21 protein-coding genes and 2 tRNA genes are annotated in these 19,263 nt (G+C 68.6%); 9 read left to right on the forward strand and 14 right to left on the reverse strand.

Annotated features, from left to right (window positions below):
* Nucleotides 1-32: 32 nt before the first annotated feature.
* A complete protein-coding gene (locus MRBLWO14_RS00430; RefSeq protein WP_341934532.1) occupies nucleotides 33-383 on the forward strand; it encodes a hypothetical protein in 351 nt (116 codons plus the stop codon).
* Nucleotides 384-389: 6 nt separating this feature from the next.
* Here MRBLWO14_RS00430 and MRBLWO14_RS00435 read toward each other — a convergent pair whose 3' ends face one another.
* The 3 genes from MRBLWO14_RS00435 to MRBLWO14_RS00445 all read right to left on the reverse strand — a co-directional run bounded on the left by MRBLWO14_RS00435 (nucleotide 390) and on the right by MRBLWO14_RS00445 (nucleotide 1,356).
* Nucleotides 390-593, reverse strand: a complete 204-nt coding sequence (locus tag MRBLWO14_RS00435) for a DUF6458 family protein (protein ID WP_341934533.1) — start codon at nucleotides 591-593, stop codon at nucleotides 390-392.
* A 123-nt stretch (nucleotides 594-716) separates the two neighbouring features.
* Nucleotides 717-790: transfer RNA gene (locus tag MRBLWO14_RS00440), tRNA-Ile, on the reverse strand.
* 29 nt (nucleotides 791-819) lie between these two features.
* Nucleotides 820-1,356, reverse strand: a complete 537-nt coding sequence (locus tag MRBLWO14_RS00445) for a gamma carbonic anhydrase family protein (RefSeq protein WP_341934534.1) — start codon at nucleotides 1,354-1,356, stop codon at nucleotides 820-822.
* Nucleotides 1,357-1,496: 140 nt separating this feature from the next.
* On the opposite strand from MRBLWO14_RS00445, the gene MRBLWO14_RS00450 reads away from it, so the two are divergent.
* Nucleotides 1,497-1,982 carry a DNA starvation/stationary phase protection protein gene (locus tag MRBLWO14_RS00450; RefSeq protein WP_341934535.1) on the forward strand — a complete coding sequence of 162 codons (486 nt, stop codon included), beginning with the start codon at nucleotides 1,497-1,499 and terminating at the stop codon, nucleotides 1,980-1,982.
* A gap of 76 nt (nucleotides 1,983-2,058) precedes the next feature.
* Here MRBLWO14_RS00450 and MRBLWO14_RS00455 read toward each other — a convergent pair whose 3' ends face one another.
* The 5 genes from MRBLWO14_RS00455 to MRBLWO14_RS00475 are packed head-to-tail and all read right to left on the reverse strand — an operon-like array spanning nucleotide 2,059 to nucleotide 6,926.
* Nucleotides 2,059-3,558 carry an amidohydrolase family protein gene (locus MRBLWO14_RS00455; protein ID WP_341934536.1) on the reverse strand — a complete coding sequence of 500 codons (1,500 nt, stop codon included), beginning with the start codon at nucleotides 3,556-3,558 and terminating at the stop codon, nucleotides 2,059-2,061.
* Complete coding sequence (locus MRBLWO14_RS00460) at nucleotides 3,555-4,196, reverse strand: FMN-binding negative transcriptional regulator (RefSeq protein WP_341934537.1); 642 nt, start codon at nucleotides 4,194-4,196, stop codon at nucleotides 3,555-3,557. Before MRBLWO14_RS00460 ends, MRBLWO14_RS00455 begins: the two co-directional genes overlap by 4 nt.
* Before the next feature lie 23 nt (nucleotides 4,197-4,219).
* Nucleotides 4,220-5,218 (reverse strand): DNA-formamidopyrimidine glycosylase family protein, encoded by a 999-nt coding sequence (locus tag MRBLWO14_RS00465; RefSeq protein WP_341934538.1) that lies wholly within the window; start codon nucleotides 5,216-5,218, stop codon nucleotides 4,220-4,222.
* A gap of 1 nt (nucleotide 5,219) precedes the next feature.
* On the reverse strand, nucleotides 5,220-5,705 hold the full coding sequence (locus MRBLWO14_RS00470) for a ribose-5-phosphate isomerase (RefSeq protein ID WP_341934539.1): 486 nt from the start codon (nucleotides 5,703-5,705) through the stop codon (nucleotides 5,220-5,222).
* A 36-nt stretch (nucleotides 5,706-5,741) separates the two neighbouring features.
* Entirely contained in the window at nucleotides 5,742-6,926 is a 1,185-nt protein-coding gene (locus MRBLWO14_RS00475) for a ferrochelatase (RefSeq protein WP_341934540.1), read from the reverse strand.
* A 124-nt stretch (nucleotides 6,927-7,050) separates the two neighbouring features.
* On the opposite strand from MRBLWO14_RS00475, the gene pepN reads away from it, so the two are divergent.
* The 4 genes from pepN to MRBLWO14_RS00495 all read left to right on the forward strand — a co-directional run bounded on the left by pepN (nucleotide 7,051) and on the right by MRBLWO14_RS00495 (nucleotide 12,856).
* The gene (gene pepN / locus MRBLWO14_RS00480; protein WP_341934541.1) at nucleotides 7,051-9,603 is read left to right on the forward strand and encodes an aminopeptidase N; all 2,553 of its coding nucleotides are present in this window, start codon (nucleotides 7,051-7,053) and stop codon (nucleotides 9,601-9,603) included.
* 168 nt (nucleotides 9,604-9,771) lie between these two features.
* Entirely contained in the window at nucleotides 9,772-10,755 is a 984-nt protein-coding gene (locus MRBLWO14_RS00485; RefSeq protein ID WP_341936244.1) for a mechanosensitive ion channel domain-containing protein, read from the forward strand.
* The gene (locus MRBLWO14_RS00490; protein ID WP_341936245.1) at nucleotides 10,707-11,201 is read left to right on the forward strand and encodes a globin; all 495 of its coding nucleotides are present in this window, start codon (nucleotides 10,707-10,709) and stop codon (nucleotides 11,199-11,201) included. The genes MRBLWO14_RS00485 and MRBLWO14_RS00490 overlap by 49 nt, the downstream gene beginning before the upstream one ends.
* On the forward strand, nucleotides 11,198-12,856 hold the full coding sequence (locus MRBLWO14_RS00495) for an FAD-binding dehydrogenase (RefSeq protein WP_341934542.1): 1,659 nt from the start codon (nucleotides 11,198-11,200) through the stop codon (nucleotides 12,854-12,856). Before MRBLWO14_RS00490 ends, MRBLWO14_RS00495 begins: the two co-directional genes overlap by 4 nt.
* 63 nt (nucleotides 12,857-12,919) lie before the next feature.
* On the opposite strand, the gene MRBLWO14_RS00500 is transcribed toward MRBLWO14_RS00495, so the two are convergent.
* Nucleotides 12,920-13,585, reverse strand: coding sequence for a hypothetical protein (locus MRBLWO14_RS00500; RefSeq protein ID WP_341934543.1), 666 nt, complete (start codon nucleotides 13,583-13,585; stop codon nucleotides 12,920-12,922).
* A gap of 53 nt (nucleotides 13,586-13,638) precedes the next feature.
* On the opposite strand from MRBLWO14_RS00500, the gene MRBLWO14_RS00505 reads away from it, so the two are divergent.
* Nucleotides 13,639-14,526, forward strand: coding sequence for an acyl-CoA thioesterase II (locus MRBLWO14_RS00505; RefSeq protein ID WP_341934544.1), 888 nt, complete (start codon nucleotides 13,639-13,641; stop codon nucleotides 14,524-14,526).
* A 42-nt stretch (nucleotides 14,527-14,568) separates the two neighbouring features.
* Here MRBLWO14_RS00505 and MRBLWO14_RS00510 read toward each other — a convergent pair whose 3' ends face one another.
* From MRBLWO14_RS00510 to MRBLWO14_RS00525, 4 genes are all read right to left on the reverse strand, one after another.
* Nucleotides 14,569-15,057 carry a thioesterase family protein gene (locus tag MRBLWO14_RS00510; RefSeq protein ID WP_341934545.1) on the reverse strand — a complete coding sequence of 163 codons (489 nt, stop codon included), beginning with the start codon at nucleotides 15,055-15,057 and terminating at the stop codon, nucleotides 14,569-14,571.
* Nucleotides 15,058-15,061: 4 nt separating this feature from the next.
* Nucleotides 15,062-16,741 carry an energy-dependent translational throttle protein EttA gene (gene ettA, locus MRBLWO14_RS00515; RefSeq protein ID WP_251585365.1) on the reverse strand — a complete coding sequence of 560 codons (1,680 nt, stop codon included), beginning with the start codon at nucleotides 16,739-16,741 and terminating at the stop codon, nucleotides 15,062-15,064.
* 128 nt (nucleotides 16,742-16,869) lie between these two features.
* On the reverse strand, nucleotides 16,870-17,361 hold the full coding sequence (locus tag MRBLWO14_RS00520) for a hypothetical protein (protein WP_341934546.1): 492 nt from the start codon (nucleotides 17,359-17,361) through the stop codon (nucleotides 16,870-16,872).
* A 55-nt stretch (nucleotides 17,362-17,416) separates the two neighbouring features.
* Nucleotides 17,417-17,971, reverse strand: coding sequence for a single-stranded DNA-binding protein (locus tag MRBLWO14_RS00525; protein ID WP_341934547.1), 555 nt, complete (start codon nucleotides 17,969-17,971; stop codon nucleotides 17,417-17,419).
* Nucleotides 17,972-18,188: 217 nt separating this feature from the next.
* Here MRBLWO14_RS00525 and MRBLWO14_RS00530 point away from each other — a divergent pair, with 217 nt between their 5' ends.
* Entirely contained in the window at nucleotides 18,189-18,458 is a 270-nt protein-coding gene (locus MRBLWO14_RS00530; RefSeq protein ID WP_341934548.1) for a hypothetical protein, read from the forward strand.
* A 14-nt stretch (nucleotides 18,459-18,472) separates the two neighbouring features.
* On the opposite strand, the gene MRBLWO14_RS00535 is transcribed toward MRBLWO14_RS00530, so the two are convergent.
* Nucleotides 18,473-18,545: transfer RNA gene (locus MRBLWO14_RS00535), tRNA-Arg, on the reverse strand.
* A gap of 60 nt (nucleotides 18,546-18,605) precedes the next feature.
* Between MRBLWO14_RS00535 and orn the strand changes: the two genes are divergently transcribed.
* A complete protein-coding gene (gene orn / locus MRBLWO14_RS00540) occupies nucleotides 18,606-19,232 on the forward strand; it encodes an oligoribonuclease (RefSeq protein ID WP_341934549.1) in 627 nt (208 codons plus the stop codon).
* Nucleotides 19,233-19,263: the final 31 nt, after the last annotated feature.

Consider the following 19,263-nt stretch of genomic DNA (forward strand, 5'->3'; position numbering starts at 1 on the left):
AGCAGGTTTCCCGAGAGCCTAGATTCCGAGATATGGGTTCTCTGTACTATGGCGATTCCGAGCCGATCCAGATCGACGACCGCGCTCTCGCACACCTCAAGGTCGTCGTCGCCACGAAGCTCCGGCGCAATGAGAGCTTCACCCTCACCTGGCGTCACCCCGACGGTCAGCCGAGCGGTCGCTCCACCATCTGGCTCCACCCGTCGATCCCGCTGCGCTTCGTCTTCCAGGACCCGGAGACCCCCGAGCTGAGCCGGCGATGGATCGAAGATCTCGCGCACTCCGCCAATTCCAGCGGTGGCATCACTCTCGTCGACGAGCACCTCGAAACCCCGGAACCGATCGAAGCCGGCCCCGGGGCTCTCGAGTCCGCAGCGGACTGATCCGCGTCAGATCACATCGCGCTCGACGACCGTGTCGCGACGACCGCGACGGGCGACGAGCAGGACCAGGCCGATGATGAAGACGAGCGCACCCGCCGCCATCAGGATGTAGCCGACCATGTCGAGATCGACCCAGTCGAGCTGGATGTTGAGGGCGAACACGAGGATCGCTCCGATCACGAAGAGCACGACGCCGGTGCCGATGGTCATGATGCCTCCTAGATTCCCGACGAGCCGGACAGGGTGAGCCCGGCCGTTCCGTGCTTCACAGTGCCAGCCCGTGCATCACCGGGACAAGGCCTTGACATGCTCGTACCTGCGCGAATTCGACGGTAGGGCGGGCGGGACTTGAACCCGCGATCGTTGGGTTATGAGCCCACTGCCTTAACCAGCTTGGCCACCGCCCCGTGAGCACCAGCCTAGCGGGCAGGTGCGATCACACCGGAGACGCGTCCTCGTGCGTCCGCAGGTGCCCGAGGTAGATGTCTGCGTTGGCGATGAGTCCCTCGCGCTCCTCCTCGGTGAGGGCTCGCCGCACCTTCCCCGGCACTCCTGCGACGAGCGACCCGTCCGGAACCTCCGTGCCGCTCAGCACGACCGCCCCGCCGGCGATCAGGCATCCGGCGCCGATCACGGCGCCGCTCAGTACCACGGCCCCCATGCCGATCAGCGACCCGTCGCCGATCGTGCATCCGTGCACGACCGCGTTGTGCCCGATCGACACCTTCGCGCCGACCCGGACCGGGCGGCCGGAATCGACGTGCACGGAAACGTTGTCCTGCACGTTGCTGCCCGCGCCGATGAGGATCTCCGCCGAGTCCGCCCTGAGCACGGCGTTGTACCAGACGCTCGCACCCGGCTCGATCCGCACGTCGCCCACGAGGCGCGCTCCGTCGGCGACGAACGTCGCCTGGGCGATCGAGGGGACCTTGTCGCCGAGGGCGAGGACGGATGCTCCAGCTGCGATGCTCATAAGGCGAGACTACCCTCACAAGCCCGGATTTCCGCGTGATTCCGGGCCACTAAGCCGAGCCTTCGCTTGCTTGCGGAATGAATCCAGACGAGTAGCGTTGTCATCATCAGGCAGAAGAACCACCTCCCGGAGGAGTCACGATGAGCAAGGCACAGACCGTTCCCACCACCGCCAGCGACCCGACCGTCGCGGCCGCAGCCGCCCAGTTCCTCTCCCCCGTCGTCCTCGGCCTCCAGGCCCTCACGATCAACGGCAAGCAGGCTCACTGGCACGTCCGCGGTGCGAACTTCGTCGGCGTGCACGAGCTGCTCGACACGATCGTCGCCCACGCCGGCGACTTCGCCGACACCGCCGCGGAGCGCATCGTCGCTCTCGGCCTCCCCATCGACGCGCGCGTCAGCACGGTCGCAGGCAAGGCGGGCGACACGTCCGTTCCGGCCGGCTTCACGCAGTCCGACGAGCTGGTCCGCGCCGTCATCACCGACATCGACGCGATCCTCGTCGACCTGAAGGCCGCGATCGACGGTCTGGACGAGGTCGACCTCACGAGCCAGGACGTCGCGATCGAGATCATGCGCGGCCTCGAGAAGGACCGCTGGTTCCTCGTCTCGCACATCGCCGCGTAATCAGGCAGAAGAGGAAGGGCACCGGGAGCGATCCCGGTGCCCTTCGTCGTTCTCTCGGTGCCGACCGCGATGACGCTCAGCCTCGATGGGTGAGACGCCCGCCGAGAAGCGTCGCGACGACGGGCATCCGCCGCAGCGATGTGCCGTCGGCGGAGCGAGGGTCGGCGCCGCACAGCACGAGGTCGGCGACTTCGCCAGGTCGCGTCGACGATCGCACGCTGGCGCCGAGCGCCTCGTCGAACCGCAGTGCCTCTTCCGGGTGCCAGGGTGCCCGCTCGTCATCTGTTCGCGCGACGGCCGCCGAGATGGCCTGCCAGGGATCCAGGGGTGCGACCGGCGCGTCCGACCCGAATCGCAGCTCCACCCCTGCGTCTCGCAGGGCGCGCAGCGGATAGCCGATCGACGTCTGCGACGACCAGTGGGTACCGACGATGTCGCGATCATCGAGCGCGTGCTGGGGTTGCACGCTGGCGATGACGCCGAGCCGACCGAAGCGCGCGAGGTCGGCGTGGCGCACCAGCTGTGCGTGCTCGATCGTGCCCACCGCCCCCGATGCCGTGAAGGCGTCAAGAGCGGCTGTCACGGCGCGATCGCCGATGGCGTGCACGGCGACACCCAGCCCCGCACCGGTCGCGGTGGTCAGGAGCTCGGTGAGCTCGGCCGGCGGGACCGTCAGCACCCCGTAGTTCGCGGGGTCGTCCGGGTACGCGTGCGAGCAGGCAGCCGTGCGGGTGCCGAGCGATCCGTCGCTGATGATCTTCAGCGGCCCGACGTGCACGAGGCCGCGCCCTGCCTCCGGGGCGTCCGCGAGCTCATGAGTCTCGCCGGTCCGCAACCCCGCGCCGATCGCCCGGTCGAGGTCGAACGGATACACGGCGAACTCGACGCGGTGCGCGGCGAATCCGGCCATGACCCGACGCGGCCAGGCATCGGCGTTCCAGGCCATGTCGAAGTCGACGAGTCCGGTGAGTCCTCGCGCAGCGGCCTGCACTCCTGCCGCGGCGACAGCGCGGTCGCCGTGCGCAGGGTCGGCGGCATTGAGCCGCCGCGAGATCTCGAAAGCATCGGCTTCGCGGAGCACTCCGTCGACGGCGTCGAACCCCTCCCGGCGCAGGGCGGCCGAGTTCAGCCACGTGCTGTGCACGTCCGCGTTGATGAGGTACGTCGGCACGACGCCCGTCGCCGCATCGAGCAGAGCGAGGGTCGGCTGGTCCGGCCACAGTGCGTCGCGGAATCCGCTGCCGACGCGGCGTCCGTCGGGCAGCGGGGCCGCCTGGGACATGATCCGCGCCGCCTCTGCCGCAGAGGAGGCCTCGCCGAGCGGCGTGCGCTGCGACTCGAGTGCCCACTGCACCGTGTGCACGTGGTTGTCCCAGAGGCCGGGGACGACCCATGCGCCGTCACCGTCGAGCACCTCCCCCCGGGCAGGCACCGCGCCAGCCGGGGCGATGTCGACGATCCGCCCGTCATCCAGGAAGACGTCGACGGGTTCCTCGTCGATGAGGAACTCACGACCGGGGCCTGCGATCCGCACCGAGGCGACGGTCCCGACGACCTCTCCCACCGCCGCGCTCACCGGGTCGCGTCCGCGCGGGCGTCCCGTGCCCGTCGCATCTCTGCGGCGAGCTCGGGGTGCGTGTACGGCCCGCCGCTCTCCAGCGCCTCGATGACGGCATCCACCGTCTCCGCCGGCTTGTTCTGGCTGAGCTTGCGCTTCGCGACGACGCGGGTCGGGGTGAGCCGAAAGCCCACGGTGCCCGAAGCGAGGCGGGTGACGAATGCCGGGTCGTTGGGGCGCTCCCACATACGGCGGGGGTCGGGCATCCGTCCTTCGAACCGGTCGACGAGTCGATCGAGCACCGCGAGGTTCTCCTCGTCGTCGAGGATCTCCGGGATCCCGGCGAGGTGCACGGCTGTGTAGTTCCAGGTCGGCACCGCCTGCACGTCGCCGTACCACCCCTGGGAGATGTAGCCGTGCGGCCCCTGGAACACCACCAGCAGCTCCCGCTCCCCCATGCCGTGGATCAGGTCGTCGGGACGACCGACGTGACCGACGATCGTCAAGTCGTCGCGGTCCTCGTCGAGCAGGACGACGTAGTGCGACGAGACCAGTCCGTCTGGGCCGTTGCTGACGATCGTGGCCCACGGATTCGCGTCGACGATACGACGGATCTCATCGACGTCCGCGAGGGTGAAGCTGGGATTCTGACGCATCCCCCCAGCCTATGACCGCCGCGTCATGCCTGGCAGCGAGGACACCAGTAGAGCTTGCGCGCGCCGATCTCCTCGATAGCGATCTCGGTGCCGCAGACCCGGCAGGGCAGGCCGGCGCGGTGATAGACCCAGTGTCGGTCGTCGCGACTCGCCATGGCTGCGCGGTAGGCCTCGGGCGAGAGGTCGTCCATCGTCATCATCTGCCCGGTCTCGACGCCGATCGCCAGCAGACGCACCCAGTCGCGCCACAGCGCGCGCACGACATCCTCCGGCACCTGCTTGCCCGGGGTGTGCGGATTCAGGCGCTGCCGGAACAACATCTCCGCGCGGTAGACGTTGCCGATCCCGCTGACGACCGACTGGTCCATGAGAAGCAGCGCGATCACGGTCTGCGTCTTGCGCACCGCGCGCACGAAGCGCTCCTCGTTCTCCACCGGGTCGCCGACGAGCGGGTCGGGGCCGAGCTTCGCGATGGTCGCCAGCATCTCGTCGGGCGTCTGCAGCACGCAGGCCGTCGGCCCTCGCAGATCCGCCGCCGTGATGTCGGTCATGAGGCGCAGACGCACCTGCCCGACGACCGGAGGCGGCCACTCCACGTCGTCGTCTCCGAGTCCTTTGGTCTGCTCCGACATGCGCACGTGCACGCGAGTGCGTCGCGGCGCGCCGATGGACGACAGGGAGTTCTCCCCCGCGTCGTCGAGGATGGGCTCGTCGAGCACGGTGCCGCGCTGGTTGGTCTGCCCCATGCGCCCGTTCGCCGAGGCGATCGTCGGATCGACGACGATCTCGCCCGCGAAGTCCCACGCTCCGTACAGGCCGAGGTGCACGCGCAGCCAGACGTCGCCCTCCGCCTCGAGGAACATCTGCTTCCCCACGGCCTGGACGCTCACGGCCTCGCGACCGTCGAGGATCGCCGCCCCTTCGGCGAACCGGCCCTGCGGACTCGACGCCGACATGGCCTTGCCGACGAAGTTGCGATCGAACTGCCGCGCGATCCGGTGGACGGAGTGGCCCTCGGGCATCTCAGGCCCGCGGGTCCGGGAGCAGCGACCCGTCGCGCTCGAAGTCGGCGATCTGGGCGATGCGACGCACGTGGCGTTCCTCATCCGAGAAAGGGGTGGTGATGAACGTGTCGATGAACGACGTCACCTCGTCGAACGTGTGCTGACGCGCTCCGATCGAGATCACGTTGGCGTCGTTGTGCTGGCGCGCGAGCTCTGCCGTCGAGATGTTCCAGACGAGCGCGGCGCGCACGCCCTGCACCTTGTTCGCGGCGATCTGCTCGCCGTTGCCCGAGCCGCCGAACACCACTCCGAGCGTCTCGACGCCTGCGGCCTGGTCGGCGACCACGGCTCGGGCGGCGCGGATGCAGAAGGCCGGGTAGTCGTCGAGCGCGTCGTACTCCACCGGGCCGTGGTCGACGACCTCGTGTCCTGCGGCGCGCAGGTGATCCTGCAGCTGCGTCGAGAAGTCGAGACCGGCGTGATCGGTGGCGATGTGGATGCGCATGGCTCCCATCCTAGGATCGGCCGCCGACGTGCGACATCACGGTGCGACGCCGGCCGCCGCCGGCTTGAACCCCGCGCGGATGTTCTCGCAGCATCCCGGTCGGCAGACGTCGAAGCCGCCGGGGAGGGAGGTGACGTGCGGCCGCTGCTCGTTGGGGCGCCCTTCGAGACGCTCCTCGATGAGGTCGACGATCCCGGCGACGAACGACGGGGCCACGCCGGGCGTCGGCGTGCGGGTGAACGCGAGTCCCGCTTCTTCCGCCGCTTCGGCAGCCTCGGTGTCGAGGTCCCAGAGCACCTCCATGTGATCGCTCATGAAGCCCACGGGCACGACGGCCACCGCCTTGCGTCCTCGCGACGACAGCTCGCCGATCACGTCGCACACATCGGGCTCGAGCCACGGCTGGGAGGCGGGGCCGGAGCGCGACTGGTAGACGAGCTCCCATGAGATGTCGGCCGCGGCCGGCACGGTGGCTCGCACCCGGTCCATGACCCAGGCGGCGACCGCGAGGTGCTGCGCGGCGTACGCGCCGCCCTCGCCCCAGTCGATGTCGCGAGCTCCGGAGCGCTGGGCATCCTCCGTGGGGATGCTGTGGGTCGAGAAGAGGATCTGGATGTCGGATGCCGCGATGCCCTGGCCGAGGAACGACTCGACGGCCTCGCGGACGCCCGTCTCGAACGACTCGACGAAGCCGGGGTGGTCGTAGAAGGGACGGATCTTGTCGATCGTGACGGTCTCGCCGAGGCCCGTCTCCTGCAGCACCCTGGCGAAGTCCTCGCGGTACTGACGGCAGCTCGAGAAGGAGCTGTACGCGCTCGTCGCGAATGCGAGGAGCGTCGTGTGGCCGGTGTCGGCCGCCTCGGTCACGACCTCTTCCAGATACGGGCTCCAGTTGCGGTTGCCCCAGTACACCGGCAGGTCGATGCCCCGCCGCTTCAGCTCGCCCTCCAGGGCCTCCTTGAGGATGCGGTTCTGACCGTTGATCGGGCTCACGCCGCCGAAGTGGCGGTAGTGGTGCGCGACCTCCTCGAGGCGCTCGTCGGGGATGCCGCGGCCCCGGGTGACGTTGCGCAGGAACGGGATGACGTCGTCCTGCCCCTCTGGTCCTCCGAAGCCCGCGAGCAGGATGCCGTCGTACGCGACCGGCGTGGTCACGAAGGGTGCTCCGCTCGCGGCGGCGGCTGAGGCAAAGGGGACGGTGTTCGGCTCGATCGCAGTCACCCCTCCATCCTTTCACCTCCCGGACGTGAGACAGGCCGGGATGCTGGCGTAGGCTGTCATGGTTGCCGTGGGCGCCAACTGCGCCGGGTTGCGGTGACATCCCCTCACCCCTGGGAGTACAGCTGTGCCTGGAGAGAACCTCACCCGTATCGAAGCGCAGGAGCGCCGCGACGTCATCGATACCCAGTCGTACGAGGTGTCGCTCGACCTCACCAAGGGCGCCGAGGTCTTCGGTTCCCGCAGCGTCGTCCGCTTCACGGCGACCCCCGAGAGCTTCACGTTCATCGACCTGATCGCGCGCGAGGTGCGCGAGATCTCCCTCAACGGCGAGCAGCTCGACCCCGATGAGGTCTTCGCCGACTCGCGCATCGCGCTCTCCGGCCTGCAGGCCGAGAACGTCCTGGTGGTCGACGCCGACTGCCTGTACACGAACACCGGCGAGGGTCTGCACCGCTTCGTCGACCCGGTCGACGGCGAGGTCTACCTGTACTCGCAGTTCGAGGTCCCCGACTCCCGCCGCGTCTTCGCGGTGTTCGAGCAGCCCGACCTCAAGGCGACGTTCCAGTTCACGATCACGGCGCCCGCCGCGTGGAAGGTCGTCTCCAACTCCCCCACGCCCGAGCCGATCCTTCATGACGACAGCTCGATCGCCACGTGGGGCTTCGAGCCCACTCCGCGTATCTCCTCGTACATCACGGCCCTGATCGCCGGCCCCTACGAGGCGACCTTCTCGGAGCTGACGAGCGCATCGGGCCGCGTCATCCCGCTCGGCGTCTACGGACGGAAGAGCCTGTGGCAGCACCTCGACGCCGACTACATCTTCGACAAGACCCGCGAGGGCTTCGCCTACTACGAGTCGAAGTTCGGCGTCCCGTACCCGTTCGCCAAGTACGACCAGCTCTTCGTCCCGGAGTTCAACGCCGGGGCCATGGAGAACGCGGGCGCCGTCACCTTCACCGAGACCTACGTCTTCCGCAGCAAGGTGACGGATGCCGTGAAGGAGCGCCGCGTCGTCACGATCCTGCACGAGCTCGCTCACATGTGGTTCGGCGACCTCGTCACCATGAAGTGGTGGAACGACCTCTGGCTCAACGAGTCGTTCGCCGAGTGGGCGTCGACCATCGCGACGGCCGAGGCCACCGAGTGGACCGAGGCATGGACGACCTTCAACGCCATGGAGAAGACCTGGGCGTACCGTCAGGACCAGCTGCCGTCGACGCACCCGATCGTCGCCGAGATCAACGACCTCGAAGACGTGCAGGTCAACTTCGACGGCATCACCTATGCGAAGGGCGGATCCGTCCTCAAGCAGCTCGCGGCGTGGGTCGGTATCGAGCAGTTCTTCGCCGGTGTCTCGCAGTACTTCCAGAAGCACTCCTGGGGCAACACCGAGCTCAGCGACCTGCTCACCGAGCTCGAGGCGACCAGCGGTCGCGAGCTGAGCACCTGGTCGAAGAAGTGGCTGGAGACCGCGGGCGTCAACACGCTCGAGCCGTTCATCGTCGAGGATTCCGACGGCACGATCTCGCGCTTCGCCGTGACGCAGACCGCGCCGGCGGACTACCCCACGATCCGCCCGCACCGGCTGGGCATCGGGTTCTACTCGCTGCGGGACGACTCTCTCGTGCGCGTGCACTACGTCGAGGTCGACGTCGACGGCGACCGCACCGAGGTGCCCGAGCTGCAGGGACTCAAGCGTCCCGACCTCGTGCTCCTGAACGACAACGACCTCGCCTACGCGAAGATCCGCCTCGACGAGCGCTCGCTCGCCACCGCGATCGCGCACCTCGCCGACATCAGCGAGCCCCTCCCGCGCTCGCTGGTCTGGGGCGCGGCCTGGGACCAGACGCGGGATGCCGAGACGGCGGCGTCGGACTACATCGACCTCGTGCTCGGCAACATCGGCCGCGAGACCGAGTCGACCACGGTGCGCACCACGCTCGCTCAGCTCCGCTCGGCCGCGACGCTGTACGTCGCCCCCGATCAGCGCGAGGCTGCCCGTCAGAAGGTCGCCGACGGGCTGTGGGCGCTCGCCGAGGGCGCGGAGTCGGGCAGCGACAGCCAGCTGCAGTTCGTGACCGCGTTCGCCGGCTCGCTCGTCACCCCCGAGCACGCCGGCATCGTCGGCCGACTCCGCTCGGGCGAGGAGACGCTGCCCGGCCTCGAGATCGACGCCGACCTCAACTGGCAGCTGCTCGTGGGGCTCGCGACCATCGGAGCGACGGATGCCGCGGCGATCGACGCGGCACTGGCCGCCGACAACACGGCCAAGGGTGCGGAGTTCGCGGCGCAAGCGCGTGCAGCGCTTCCCGATGTCGCCTCGAAGCGCGCGGCCTGGGCCTCGCTGATCGAGCGCGACGACGCCCCCAACACCATCGTGCGCTCTGCCGCGCTCGGATTCGTGCACCCGGCCGGGGTCGACGCGCTCCGCGAGTTCGTCCAGCCCTACTTCGACATGCTCGTGCCGATCTGGGAGTCGCGGACGTATCAGATCGCGCAGTACCTGGTCGTGGGGCTTTTCCCGACCGCGATCGCCGATGTCGCGCTCCGCGACGCGACCCGCGCCTGGCTGGCGGAGCACCAGGACGCCGCACCCGCCCTGCGCCGCCTCGTGATGGAGAACCTCGCCGACGTCGAGCGTGCACTCGCCGCGCAGTCGCGCGACGCCGACGACTGACGTTCAGCGGATCGAAGGCCTCAGCGCGGTGCGTCCAGCCCGCGCTGAGGCCTTCTCGCTACCCTGGAAGGGATGATTCCCCTGCCTTCCGAAGTCACTCCCCCGCCCGAAGAAGTCGTTCCCTCGGCTGAGTGGACCGAGTTCGTGCGCGTGCTCGGCGAGATCGGCATGAAAGCCCTGAACGTCGCGATCATCATCGTCGCCTGCGTCCTGATCGCCCTCGTGCTGCGCGTGGTCATCCGTCGCGTCGTGCACCGCATCGTCGACACGGCAAAGAACAAGGCCGCCGTCGACGACACGCAAGCACTGGAGAGGTCGCCGCTCGCCGACATGCGACTCGTGCAGCGCACGCGCACCCTCGGCACGATCCTGCAGAACATCGTCAACGTCATGCTCGTCGTGATCGCCGTCGTCCTCGTGGTCAATGCGCTGGACACCAGCCTGCTCGGCTCCCTCACGCTGCTCACCGCCGCGGTCGGCGCCGGTCTCGGCTTCGGCGCGCAGAACATCGTCAAAGACGTCCTGAACGGCATGTTCATCGTCGCCGAGGACCAGATCGGCATCGGCGACGTCGTGGACCTCGGCCTGGCGTCGGGCGTGGTGGAGTATGTGAGCGTGCGCATCACGCAGGTGCGCGACGTCAACGGCACTCTCTGGTACGTCCGCAACGGCGAGGTCACCCGGATCGGCAACATGTCGCAGGGATGGGCACGAGCGATCATCGACATCGGCGTGCCCCTGGACGCCGATCTGGATCGGGTCGAGCAGGTCATGCTGGAGACCGCGCAGGGACTCGCCAAGGATCCGAAATGGCGGACGCGCATCATCGAGAAGCCGGAGCTGTGGGGTCTCGAGTCGATCGGCGGAGAGGCGCTCGTCGTGCGGATCGTCATCAAGGCGCGTGCGAACGCGAAGGACGACGTGGCGCAGGAGCTGCGCAAGCGTCTCCGCACCGCGCTGCGGGAGAACGAGATCGACCTGCCGAGCATGGCGACCGTCGTCCCGACCGGTCTGGACGGCGCCCGCCGCGTGCGGGGTGCGAACCCGCCGAAGACGCGGCCCAACGCGGTCACGGGAGTGCCCGTCATCCCCGACCGCGGGATCTGGCGACGCAAGAAGCAGCAGAACGACGACGGGAGCACCCAGAAGTGACCTTCTACGACGAGGTCGGCGGACGTGAGACGTTCGCGAAGATCGTGTCGGTCTTCTACCGCGAGGTCGCGCTCGACCCCGTGCTGAAGGCGATGTATCCGGAGGAGGACCTGGGCCCGGCCGAGGAGCGTCTCCTGCTGTTCCTCGAGCAGTACTGGGGTGGTCCGACGACCTATGGCGAGACACGCGGTCACCCGCGGCTGCGGATGAGACACATGCCCTTCCGGGTCAATCCGGACGCCCGTGATCGTTGGCTGCAGCATATGCGGACGGCCGTGGACGAGGCGCAGTTGTCGCCTCTGCACGAATCGACGCTCTGGGACTACCTGGAGCGCGCCGCATATGCCATGGTGAACACGTTCGAGCCCTCCGGTATCGGCACGTCAGCCGACGGCCGTCCGACGCTCGAGACCCGATCGCGTCAGGAATCAACGGAGAGCACATGACGACGAAGACCCTGTCCGCAGATGTCCTGGTGATCGGATGGGGACTCGCCGGTCTCGTCGCAGCGAGTGAAGCGCTGGATGCCGGCAAGCGCGTCGTCATCGTCGACCAGGAGCCGCGCACGAACCTCGGTGGGCAGGCGTGGTGGTCGTTCGGGGGCCTCTTCTTCGTCGACTCTCCCGAGCAGCGGCGCATGGGCATCCGCGACTCCCTCACCCTCGCGACGCAGGACTGGTTCGGCACCGCCGGCTTCGACCGGCCGGAGGACGAATGGCCGCGTCGGTGGGCGGAGGCGTACCTGCAGTTCGCGGCGGGTGAGAAGCGCGCGTGGCTGCGCGAGCGGGGTGTCGGCTTCTTCCCGGTCGTGGGCTGGGCGGAACGCGGCGGGTACGGCGCACTCGGCCCTGGCAACTCCGTGCCGCGGTTCCACATCACGTGGGGTACGGGCCCGGGCATCGTCGCGCCGTTCGCCGCGGCCGTCGAGCAGGGCGAACGCGACGGCCACCTCACCGTCCTCCCCCGCCATCGGGTGACCGAGCTCGCGACGACCGATGGAGCGGTGACCGGCGCACGCGGCAGCATCCTGTCGTCCAGCGCCGCGGAGCGCGGCGTCCCGTCCTCACGCGACGTCATCGGCGACTTCGACATCACGGCTGCCGCCACCATCGTCAGCTCGGGCGGGATCGGCGGGAACCACGACCTCGTGCGCGCGGCATGGCCGTCACGACTCGGAACCCCGCCGGAGCACATGCTCACCGGCGTACCCGCGTACGTGGACGGATCGATGCAGCAGGTCAGCGCCGCTGCCGGCGCGCGGCTCATCAACGGCGATCGCATGTGGCACTACGTCGAGGGCATCACGAACTGGGACCCGGTGTGGCCGTCGCACGGCATCCGGATCCTTCCCGGTCCGTCGTCCCTCTGGGTGGACGCCACGGGCACCCGGCTGCCCGGGCCGCTCTACCCCGGCTTCGACACGCTCGGCACGCTCGCTCACCTGCGTCGGACCGGACACGACCACTCCTGGTTCATCACGTCGCGCCAGATCGTGGAGAAGGAGTTCGCACTGTCGGGGAGCGAGCAGAACCCCGACCTCACCGGCAAGGACGTCGGATTGCTCCTGCGATCACGGTTGGCGAAGGGACCGACCGGCCCCGTGCAGGCGTTCCTCGACGAGGGCGAGGACTTCATCGTCGAGAACGACCTGGACTCGCTGCTCGAGCAGATGCAGCAGCATCCCGGCGGCGACCTGCTCGACATCGGTCACGTCCGTCGCGAGGTCGTCGCCCGTGACCGCGAGATGGAGAACGACTTCACGAAGGATGCGCAGATCGGGATGCTGCGCTCGATGCGCGGCTATCGGGGCGATCGCCTCATCCGCACGGCAGCGCCCCATCGCCTCCAGGATCCGGCGGCGGGACCGATGATCGCGGTGAAGCTCCACGTCCTCACCCGCAAGTCGCTGGGAGGGATCACCACCGACCTCGACGGTCGAGCCCTCGACGCGGACGGCGCGCCGATCCCCGGGCTGTACGCCGCGGGCGAGGCCAGCGGATTCGGCGGCGGCGGCGTGCACGGTTACCGGGCGCTCGAGGGGACGTTCCTCGGCGGGTGCCTGTTCTCGGGACGTCAGGCGGGGAGGGCGTCGTCGCGCTGAGGATGGCCGTCGCCGGGCGGGCCGTCCAGCGGGGCGCCGTCCAGCGGGGCGCCTTCCGACGGGTCAGTCGCCGGAGCCGGTCCCGCGCACCGCGGTGAGCCCGATCGCGGCGGGGCCGCGAGTCAGCACGTGCCCCCGGCGGAAGGCCAGTCGCGTCCAGCGACCGGACCGCATGACAGCGACGTCCTCCTCGCCGGAGATGAAGCCGAAGGCATCGGCGGCGAAGGCCACGCCCCTCGGAAGCCCGAGCAGGTCGTCTTCCGGCTCGCCCCAGATCGCGGCGCGCAGAGCGCGGACGGCCTCCTCGCCCGCACCGTCGGTCGCACCTCGGGCGACGGCGCTGATCCCCCACTGCGCTCGTTGCGCGACGGTGGATGCCGCGATGCTCCCGATCCGCTCCCAGTCGGCGCGGGGCGGAGCGATGCCAGCCCATGCCGGGGAGAGTCCGGTCTCGGGAAGGTCGAGCATCCGCTCGTCGTCGGTCGCGGTGAGCGAGGCCACCACGATGTCGCAGACCAGCTCGGGGTCGGCGTGGACGACGCGCATTCCGAGCACGGTCGGGGTGTGGTCGAAGAGCCCCTGCGGGGCGAGAGCAGCCGCGGTCAGGGCGAGGACTCCGCCGTTCGCCTGCAGTCGGACGCCCTCATCGGAGATGCGGCCGGCCCGCCCGACGAACGTCAGGACGTCCTTGGCTGTGGGGGCATCGGCGAGGACGAGCTGCGAGGACACACCCTCTAAACTATCAAGGCCAGCGGACGCCCCGGCCGCTGCGGAGGGATGTCATGACCGCTGATTCGCACGCGATCCGCACTGTCGAGCAGCTCCTGGAGGTGCTCGATCTCGATGACACCCGGGCTCGCACCACGGAGGACATCTTCACGGGTCGTTCGCACCCGATGCCCTCGGGACGGATCTACGGCGGACAGGTGCTTGCGCAGAGTCTGCTCGCTGCGGAACGCACTCTGCCCGAGGACCGGGCGGCGCACTCGATGCACGGCTACTTCCTGCGCCCGGGTGACGCGAGCCAGGGCCTCACGATCGCAGTAGACCGCATTCATGACGGTCGATCCTTCTCGACGCGGCGTTCGCAGGCGTACCAGAACGGCGTGCCGATCTTCTCGATGATCGCGTCCTTCCAGGACGAGGGGCCCGGTGTGGAGCATTCGGCTCCCATGCCGTCCGACGTGCCGGATCCCGAGAGCCTCCTCCCCGACGAGGAGCGGGTCGACGGGCTGCCCGCGGGCACGTCTCGGATGCTGAGCGACCGTGCGGCCGACGTGCGTCACGTCGAGGGCCCGCTGTTCCTGCCCGGTGACGACTCGCAGGTGTCCGAGCAGGGCGTGTGGATGAGGATGCGGGCACCTCTGCCCGACGACCCCCGCATCCATCGGGCAGCCCTCGCGTATCTGAGCGACATGACGATCCAGGAGTCGATCCTGCGCGCGCATGGCCTGTACTGGGCCCTTCCCGGCCTCAAGGTCGCCAGCCTCGACCACGCGATGTGGTGGCATCGACCCGCGCGCGTGGACGAGTGGCTCCTGTACGTGCAGGAGTCTCCCAACGCCCGCGGTGGTCGTGGGCTCGCGCAGGGCCGGATCTTCACCCGCGACGGCGAGCTGGTGGCCTCGGTCGCTCAGGAGATCATGGTGCGGGTGCCCGAGCAGGCGTGAGACAGCCACGACCGCGTGTCGGTCGGCGACGTCGCAGACCGCTCAGCGGTGCGCGTACTCGATGGACGGGCCGACGAACGGCTCCCAGGCGTCGCGCATCTCCTGCGTGAGACGGGTGGGTCGTCCGCTGCCGGCGTCGACGAGCACGATGACCGCGGTCGATCGCGCGTAGATCGTGCGCGGCTCCGCGGCGGGGTCGTTGTGGACCTCGTAGCAGACCTCGACGCTGGACCCGCCGAGCTTGCCGAACCACATCTGCACCTCGAGCGGACGCCGCTGGTAAGGCACCGGAGCGAGGTATTCGATCTCCTGCCGCGCGATGAGCGTGAGCACGCCCTCGTCGATGCCGGAGTCGAGCACCGCCGTCGAGGGCGCCTGCTCCCCTGGGCCCGCCCGCCAGAAGGCTCGCACACGTGCTTCCTCGAGCAGCTTGAGCATCGAGGTGTTGTTGACGTGATTGAACGCATCCAGATCCCCCCAGCGGAGGTGGATCGGGATGTGCAGGCGGGGCCCGGGTGCGTGCTCGGTCATCGCGTCAGTCGCGCGTGAGCTTGCGGTGGGTGGAGCGGTGCGGCTTCGCGGCATCCGGTCCGAGGCGCTCGATCTTGTTCTCCTCGTATGCCTCGAAGTTGCCCTCGAACCAGTACCACTGGTCGGGCTTCTCGTCGGTGCCCTCGTAGGCGAGGATGTGCGTGGCGATCCGGTCGAGGAACCACCGGTCGTGGGTGATGACCACGGCGCAGCCGGGGAACTCCAGCAGGGCGTTCTCGAGCGAGCTGAGGGTCTCGACGTCGAGGTCGTTGGTGGGCTCGTCGAGGAGCAGCAGGTTGCCGCCCTCCTTGAGCGTGAGCGCGAGGTTCAGTCGGTTGCGCTCACCACCGGAGAGGACGCCCGCCTTCTTCTGCTGGTCGGGTCCCTTGAAGCCGAACTTCGAGACGTACGCGCGAGACGGGATCTCGGTCTTGCCGACGGTGATGAAGTCGAGCCCGTCCGACACGACCTCCCAGAGCGTCTTGTCGGGGTCGATGTTCGCGCGCGACTGGTCGACGTAGCTGATCTTGACCGTCTCGCCGATCTTCAGGTCACCGCCGTCGAGGGGCTCGAGGCCGACGATGGTCTTGAAGAGCGTCGTCTTTCCGACGCCGTTGGGGCCGATCACACCGACGATGCCGTTCGGCGGAAGGCTGAAGCTCAGGCCGTCGATCAGCGAGCGCCCGTCGAAGCCCTTCTGCAGCTTCTTCGCCTCGATGACGACGTTGCCGAGACGCGGACCGGCCGGGATCTGGATCTCTTCGAAATCGAGCTTCCTGGTCCGCTCGGCCTCCGCCGCCATCTCCTCGTAGCGGGCGAGACGCGCCTTCGACTTGGTCTGGCGGCCCTTCGCGCTGGAGCGAACCCACTCGAGCTCCTCCTTGAGGCGCTTGGCGAGCTTCGCGTCCTTCTTGCCCTGGATCTCGAGGCGCTCGCCCTTCTTCTCGAGGTAGGTCGAGTAGTTGCCCTCGTAGCCGATCAGGCGTCCGCGGTCGACCTCGGCGATCCACTCGGCGACGTGGTCGAGGAAGTACCGGTCGTGGGTGATCGCGATGACCGCGCCCTTGTACGACTGGAGGTGCTGCTCCAGCCACAGCACACTCTCGGCGTCGAGGTGGTTCGTGGGCTCGTCGAGCAGCAGCAGGTCAGGCTTCTGCAGGAGCAGCTTGGCGAGAGCGACGCGTCGCTTCTCACCGCCGGAGAGCGGCGCGATCGCGGCGTCTCCCGGCGGGGTGCGGAGCGCGTCCATGGCCTGCTCGAGCTGCGAGTCGAGGTCCCAGCCGTCGGCGGCGTCGATCTCCTCCTGGAGCGTCCCCATCTCGGCGAGCAGCGAGTCGAAGTCGGCGTCGGGATCGGCCATGAGCGCCGAGATCTCGTTGAACCGGTCGAGCTTCGCTTTGATCGCGATGCCGTCCTGGATGTTCTCGAGGACCGTCTTGGACTCGTCGAGCTCCGGCTCCTGCATCAGGATGCCGACCGAGAAGCCCGGCGTGAGCTTGGCCTCGCCGTTCGACGGCGTGTCCAGACCGGCCATGATCTTGAGGATCGTGGACTTACCGGCGCCGTTCGGGCCGACCATGCCGATCTTCGCACCGGGGAGGAACGACATCGTCACGTCGTCGAGGATGAGCTTCTCGCCCACCGCCTTGCGTGCACGGACCATCGAGTAGATGTACTCAGCCACCGAAAACCGCTCCTTCTGTTGGCGTCGAAGTTCGACACTCCAGCCTACCGGCCCCTCTCCCATCGAGCCGACGAGCGGAGCTAGGCCACGAATCCGCTCTCGGGGAGATCGGCCCCGGGCCCGCGGGATCACCAGTCGATCGGTCGGGTGCTGCCGATCAGGCAGCGGCCTTCGGCGAGCTGCGGCAGCACCGCCGTGACGGGCTCGCCGGTCGACGGCCCGACCTGGCCCACGAGGCACTCCGTCTCGCCCCACCTCACCGAGAACTGCAGGCTCTCGGCAGGATTCCCCACCGTCGAGACGTCCTGTGTCACCTGCATGGCCTCACGGTCGAAGCCGGCGGCGATCAGCGCGTCGATGTAGGCGCGGCCGGCAGCGCGCTGATCGGACGCCCACACCTGCGCGGTGACCGCCGAGAACAGCGGCAGGTTCTCCTCGGCCGTACCCTCCGGAACGAGCACGGGGCCGCTCGGCGTCGGTGCGGCACTCGTCTCCACCGCGGTCGGAGACGGCGTGGGGCCACCCTGCGGACCGCACGCGGACAACACGAGCGCCGCCCCCACCGCGACGGAGAGGAGAGCGGCAGCGCGCGCCGTTCTGGAAGCCGGTCGTCGAAGCACGCCCCGAGTCTACGGGGGCGTCTGCGACGACCGTGCGCCACGCGCTGCCGCTCCGCTAGGAGGGAGCACCCCAGGCGTCGCCCGCGGACCCGGAAGCGCCCGGATCACCGCTCGCCGATTCGGCGGAGGCGAGGTCGGGGTCCGCCCAGGATGTGTCGATGGCACGGGCGTCCTCGGACGCCTCCGAGGACGACGTAGCGCTCGACGGGGCCGTGTCGGCGGCCCCCCGATCCTGGTCGGCAGAGCTCGATCGGGAGGGCGACCTGCGGTACGCAGTGGTACCCCAGCGGAGGTCGTGCCCGACGGCATCCGCGTCGATGTCGACGCTCGTCCCCTGCTTGCCGTTGTTCTCCCAGGCCCGGATCTTCATCCGCCCGGTGACGATCACGCTGTCCCCGGCGCGCAGCGACGCCTTGACGTTCTCCGCGAGATGACGGAAGGCGGCGACCGAGTACCAGTTCGTGCCGACGTCGACCCAGGTCTGCGTGGCTTCGTCGAAGCGCCTGTGCGTACTGGCGAGGCGGAAGTTCGCGACCGGCACTCCCCCAGCCGTGCGTCCCTGCGTCGGGTCGGTGGCGACGTTGCCGATGATCGTGACGGTGTCCTGCATGTGTGTCTCCTTCGCGAGCCGGGTCCCACGCCCGGGTGTTCACAGCATCACCATCGCGGGAGAGCTCCGCTCGGCGGAAGAGCTGAGAACCCGGCAGACGGGGACAACCCGACTCGCGAGGCGTTCCGTGCAGAAGAGGTCGAGAGCCGCTGATCACGACCTGCTCGAAAGGAATGTCGGAGGTCGATCGTATGTTCGAATCAGAGAGGAGAACCCGATGTCCGAGACCCAGCTTCTGACCACACCAGAGGTGCCCTACGCCGCACCCCGACTGTCCTCACGACGCGAGCACCTCGTCCGCGCCTCGGCTCACCTGTGGCGCGTGCAGGACGACACAGGCCGAGTACTCGGACACCTTCGTATCGTCGCCGATCCTCTCGGCCTCCGTTACCGCGCAGAGCGGCTGCATCTGCCCACGGGTCGGTTCCGGCTGGTCGGCGACTTCTGGCGTGCCGACGACGCCGTCGCCGCTCTGCGCAACGGCTGAGATCGAAATGCTTGTGCCCCCGGCAGGATTCGAACCTGCGACCAAGAGATTAGAAGGCTCCTGCTCTTTCCCCTGAGCTACGGAGGCGGACATCTCCACCGTACCGCGCCAAGGCCCCGATGTCGGAGCCGTCGATAGGATGGCGGCATGGTAACTGCGTCTGAGAACGACCGGCTCGTCTGGATCGACTGCGAGATGACGGGCCTCGATCTCGCTGTAGACGAACTGGTGGAGATCGCGGTGGTGGTCACCGACTTCGAGCTCCGACCGGTCGATCCCGGGTTCCAGGTCGTGATCCGCCCGAGTGATGAAGCGCTCGCGCACATGAACGATTTCGTCACGAAGATGCACGAGACCTCCGGCTTGAGCGAAGAGATCCCGCACGGCATCACGCTGGCGGAGGCCGAGGCTCAGACCCTCGCATACATCAAGCGATTCGCTCCCGTCGAGAAGAAGGCTCCACTCGCGGGCAACACGATCGGCACCGACCGCATGTTCCTCGCGAAGTACATGCCGCAGGTCGACCAGTGGCTGCACTACCGGAACGTCGACGTGTCGAGCATCAAAGAACTCTCCCGGCGTTGGTACCCGCGGGTGTTCTTCCAGGCGCCCTCGAAAGACGGTGGTCACCGCGCACTCGCCGACATCCTGGAGTCGATCCGCGAACTCCGCTACTACCGGGAAGCGGTCTTCGTCGACGAACCAGGACCGTCGAGCGACGATGCGCGCGACATCGCGAGCCGTACCGTGTCGGAGTTCACTCCAAACATGTAATAGACTCGTCTGGTTGCCGATTCCGGTCGGC

It is taken from the genome of Microbacterium sp. LWO14-1.2, assembly GCF_038397715.1.
Lineage (GTDB): Bacteria > Actinomycetota > Actinomycetes > Actinomycetales > Microbacteriaceae > Microbacterium.

Bases quoted from the DNA above. Each gene is read 5' to 3' on its own strand.
- MRBLWO14_RS00445 (WP_341934534.1), bottom strand. From the start codon at position 1,356: ATGAGCATCGCAGCTGGAGCATCCGTCCTCGCCCTCGGCGACAAGGTC.
- MRBLWO14_RS00525 (WP_341934547.1), bottom strand. From the start codon at position 17,971: ATGCAGGACACCGTCACGATCATCGGCAACGTCGCCACCGACCCGACG.
- MRBLWO14_RS00485 (WP_341936244.1), top strand. From the start codon at position 9,772: ATGAAAGCCCTGAACGTCGCGATCATCATCGTCGCCTGCGTCCTGATC.
- MRBLWO14_RS00510 (WP_341934545.1), bottom strand. From the start codon at position 15,057: ATGACCGAGCACGCACCCGGGCCCCGCCTGCACATCCCGATCCACCTC.
- MRBLWO14_RS00505 (WP_341934544.1), top strand. From the start codon at position 13,639: ATGACCGCTGATTCGCACGCGATCCGCACTGTCGAGCAGCTCCTGGAG.
- MRBLWO14_RS00530 (WP_341934548.1), top strand. From the start codon at position 18,189: ATGTCCGAGACCCAGCTTCTGACCACACCAGAGGTGCCCTACGCCGCA.
- MRBLWO14_RS00465 (WP_341934538.1), bottom strand. From the start codon at position 5,218: ATGCCCGAGGGCCACTCCGTCCACCGGATCGCGCGGCAGTTCGATCGC.
- MRBLWO14_RS00495 (WP_341934542.1), top strand. From the start codon at position 11,198: ATGACGACGAAGACCCTGTCCGCAGATGTCCTGGTGATCGGATGGGGA.
- MRBLWO14_RS00430 (WP_341934532.1), top strand. From the start codon at position 33: ATGGGTTCTCTGTACTATGGCGATTCCGAGCCGATCCAGATCGACGAC.
- MRBLWO14_RS00460 (WP_341934537.1), bottom strand. From the start codon at position 4,196: ATGCGTCAGAATCCCAGCTTCACCCTCGCGGACGTCGATGAGATCCGT.
- MRBLWO14_RS00470 (WP_341934539.1), bottom strand. From the start codon at position 5,705: ATGCGCATCCACATCGCCACCGATCACGCCGGTCTCGACTTCTCGACG.
- orn (WP_341934549.1), top strand. From the start codon at position 18,606: ATGGTAACTGCGTCTGAGAACGACCGGCTCGTCTGGATCGACTGCGAG.
- MRBLWO14_RS00435 (WP_341934533.1), bottom strand. From the start codon at position 593: ATGACCATCGGCACCGGCGTCGTGCTCTTCGTGATCGGAGCGATCCTC.
- MRBLWO14_RS00450 (WP_341934535.1), top strand. From the start codon at position 1,497: ATGAGCAAGGCACAGACCGTTCCCACCACCGCCAGCGACCCGACCGTC.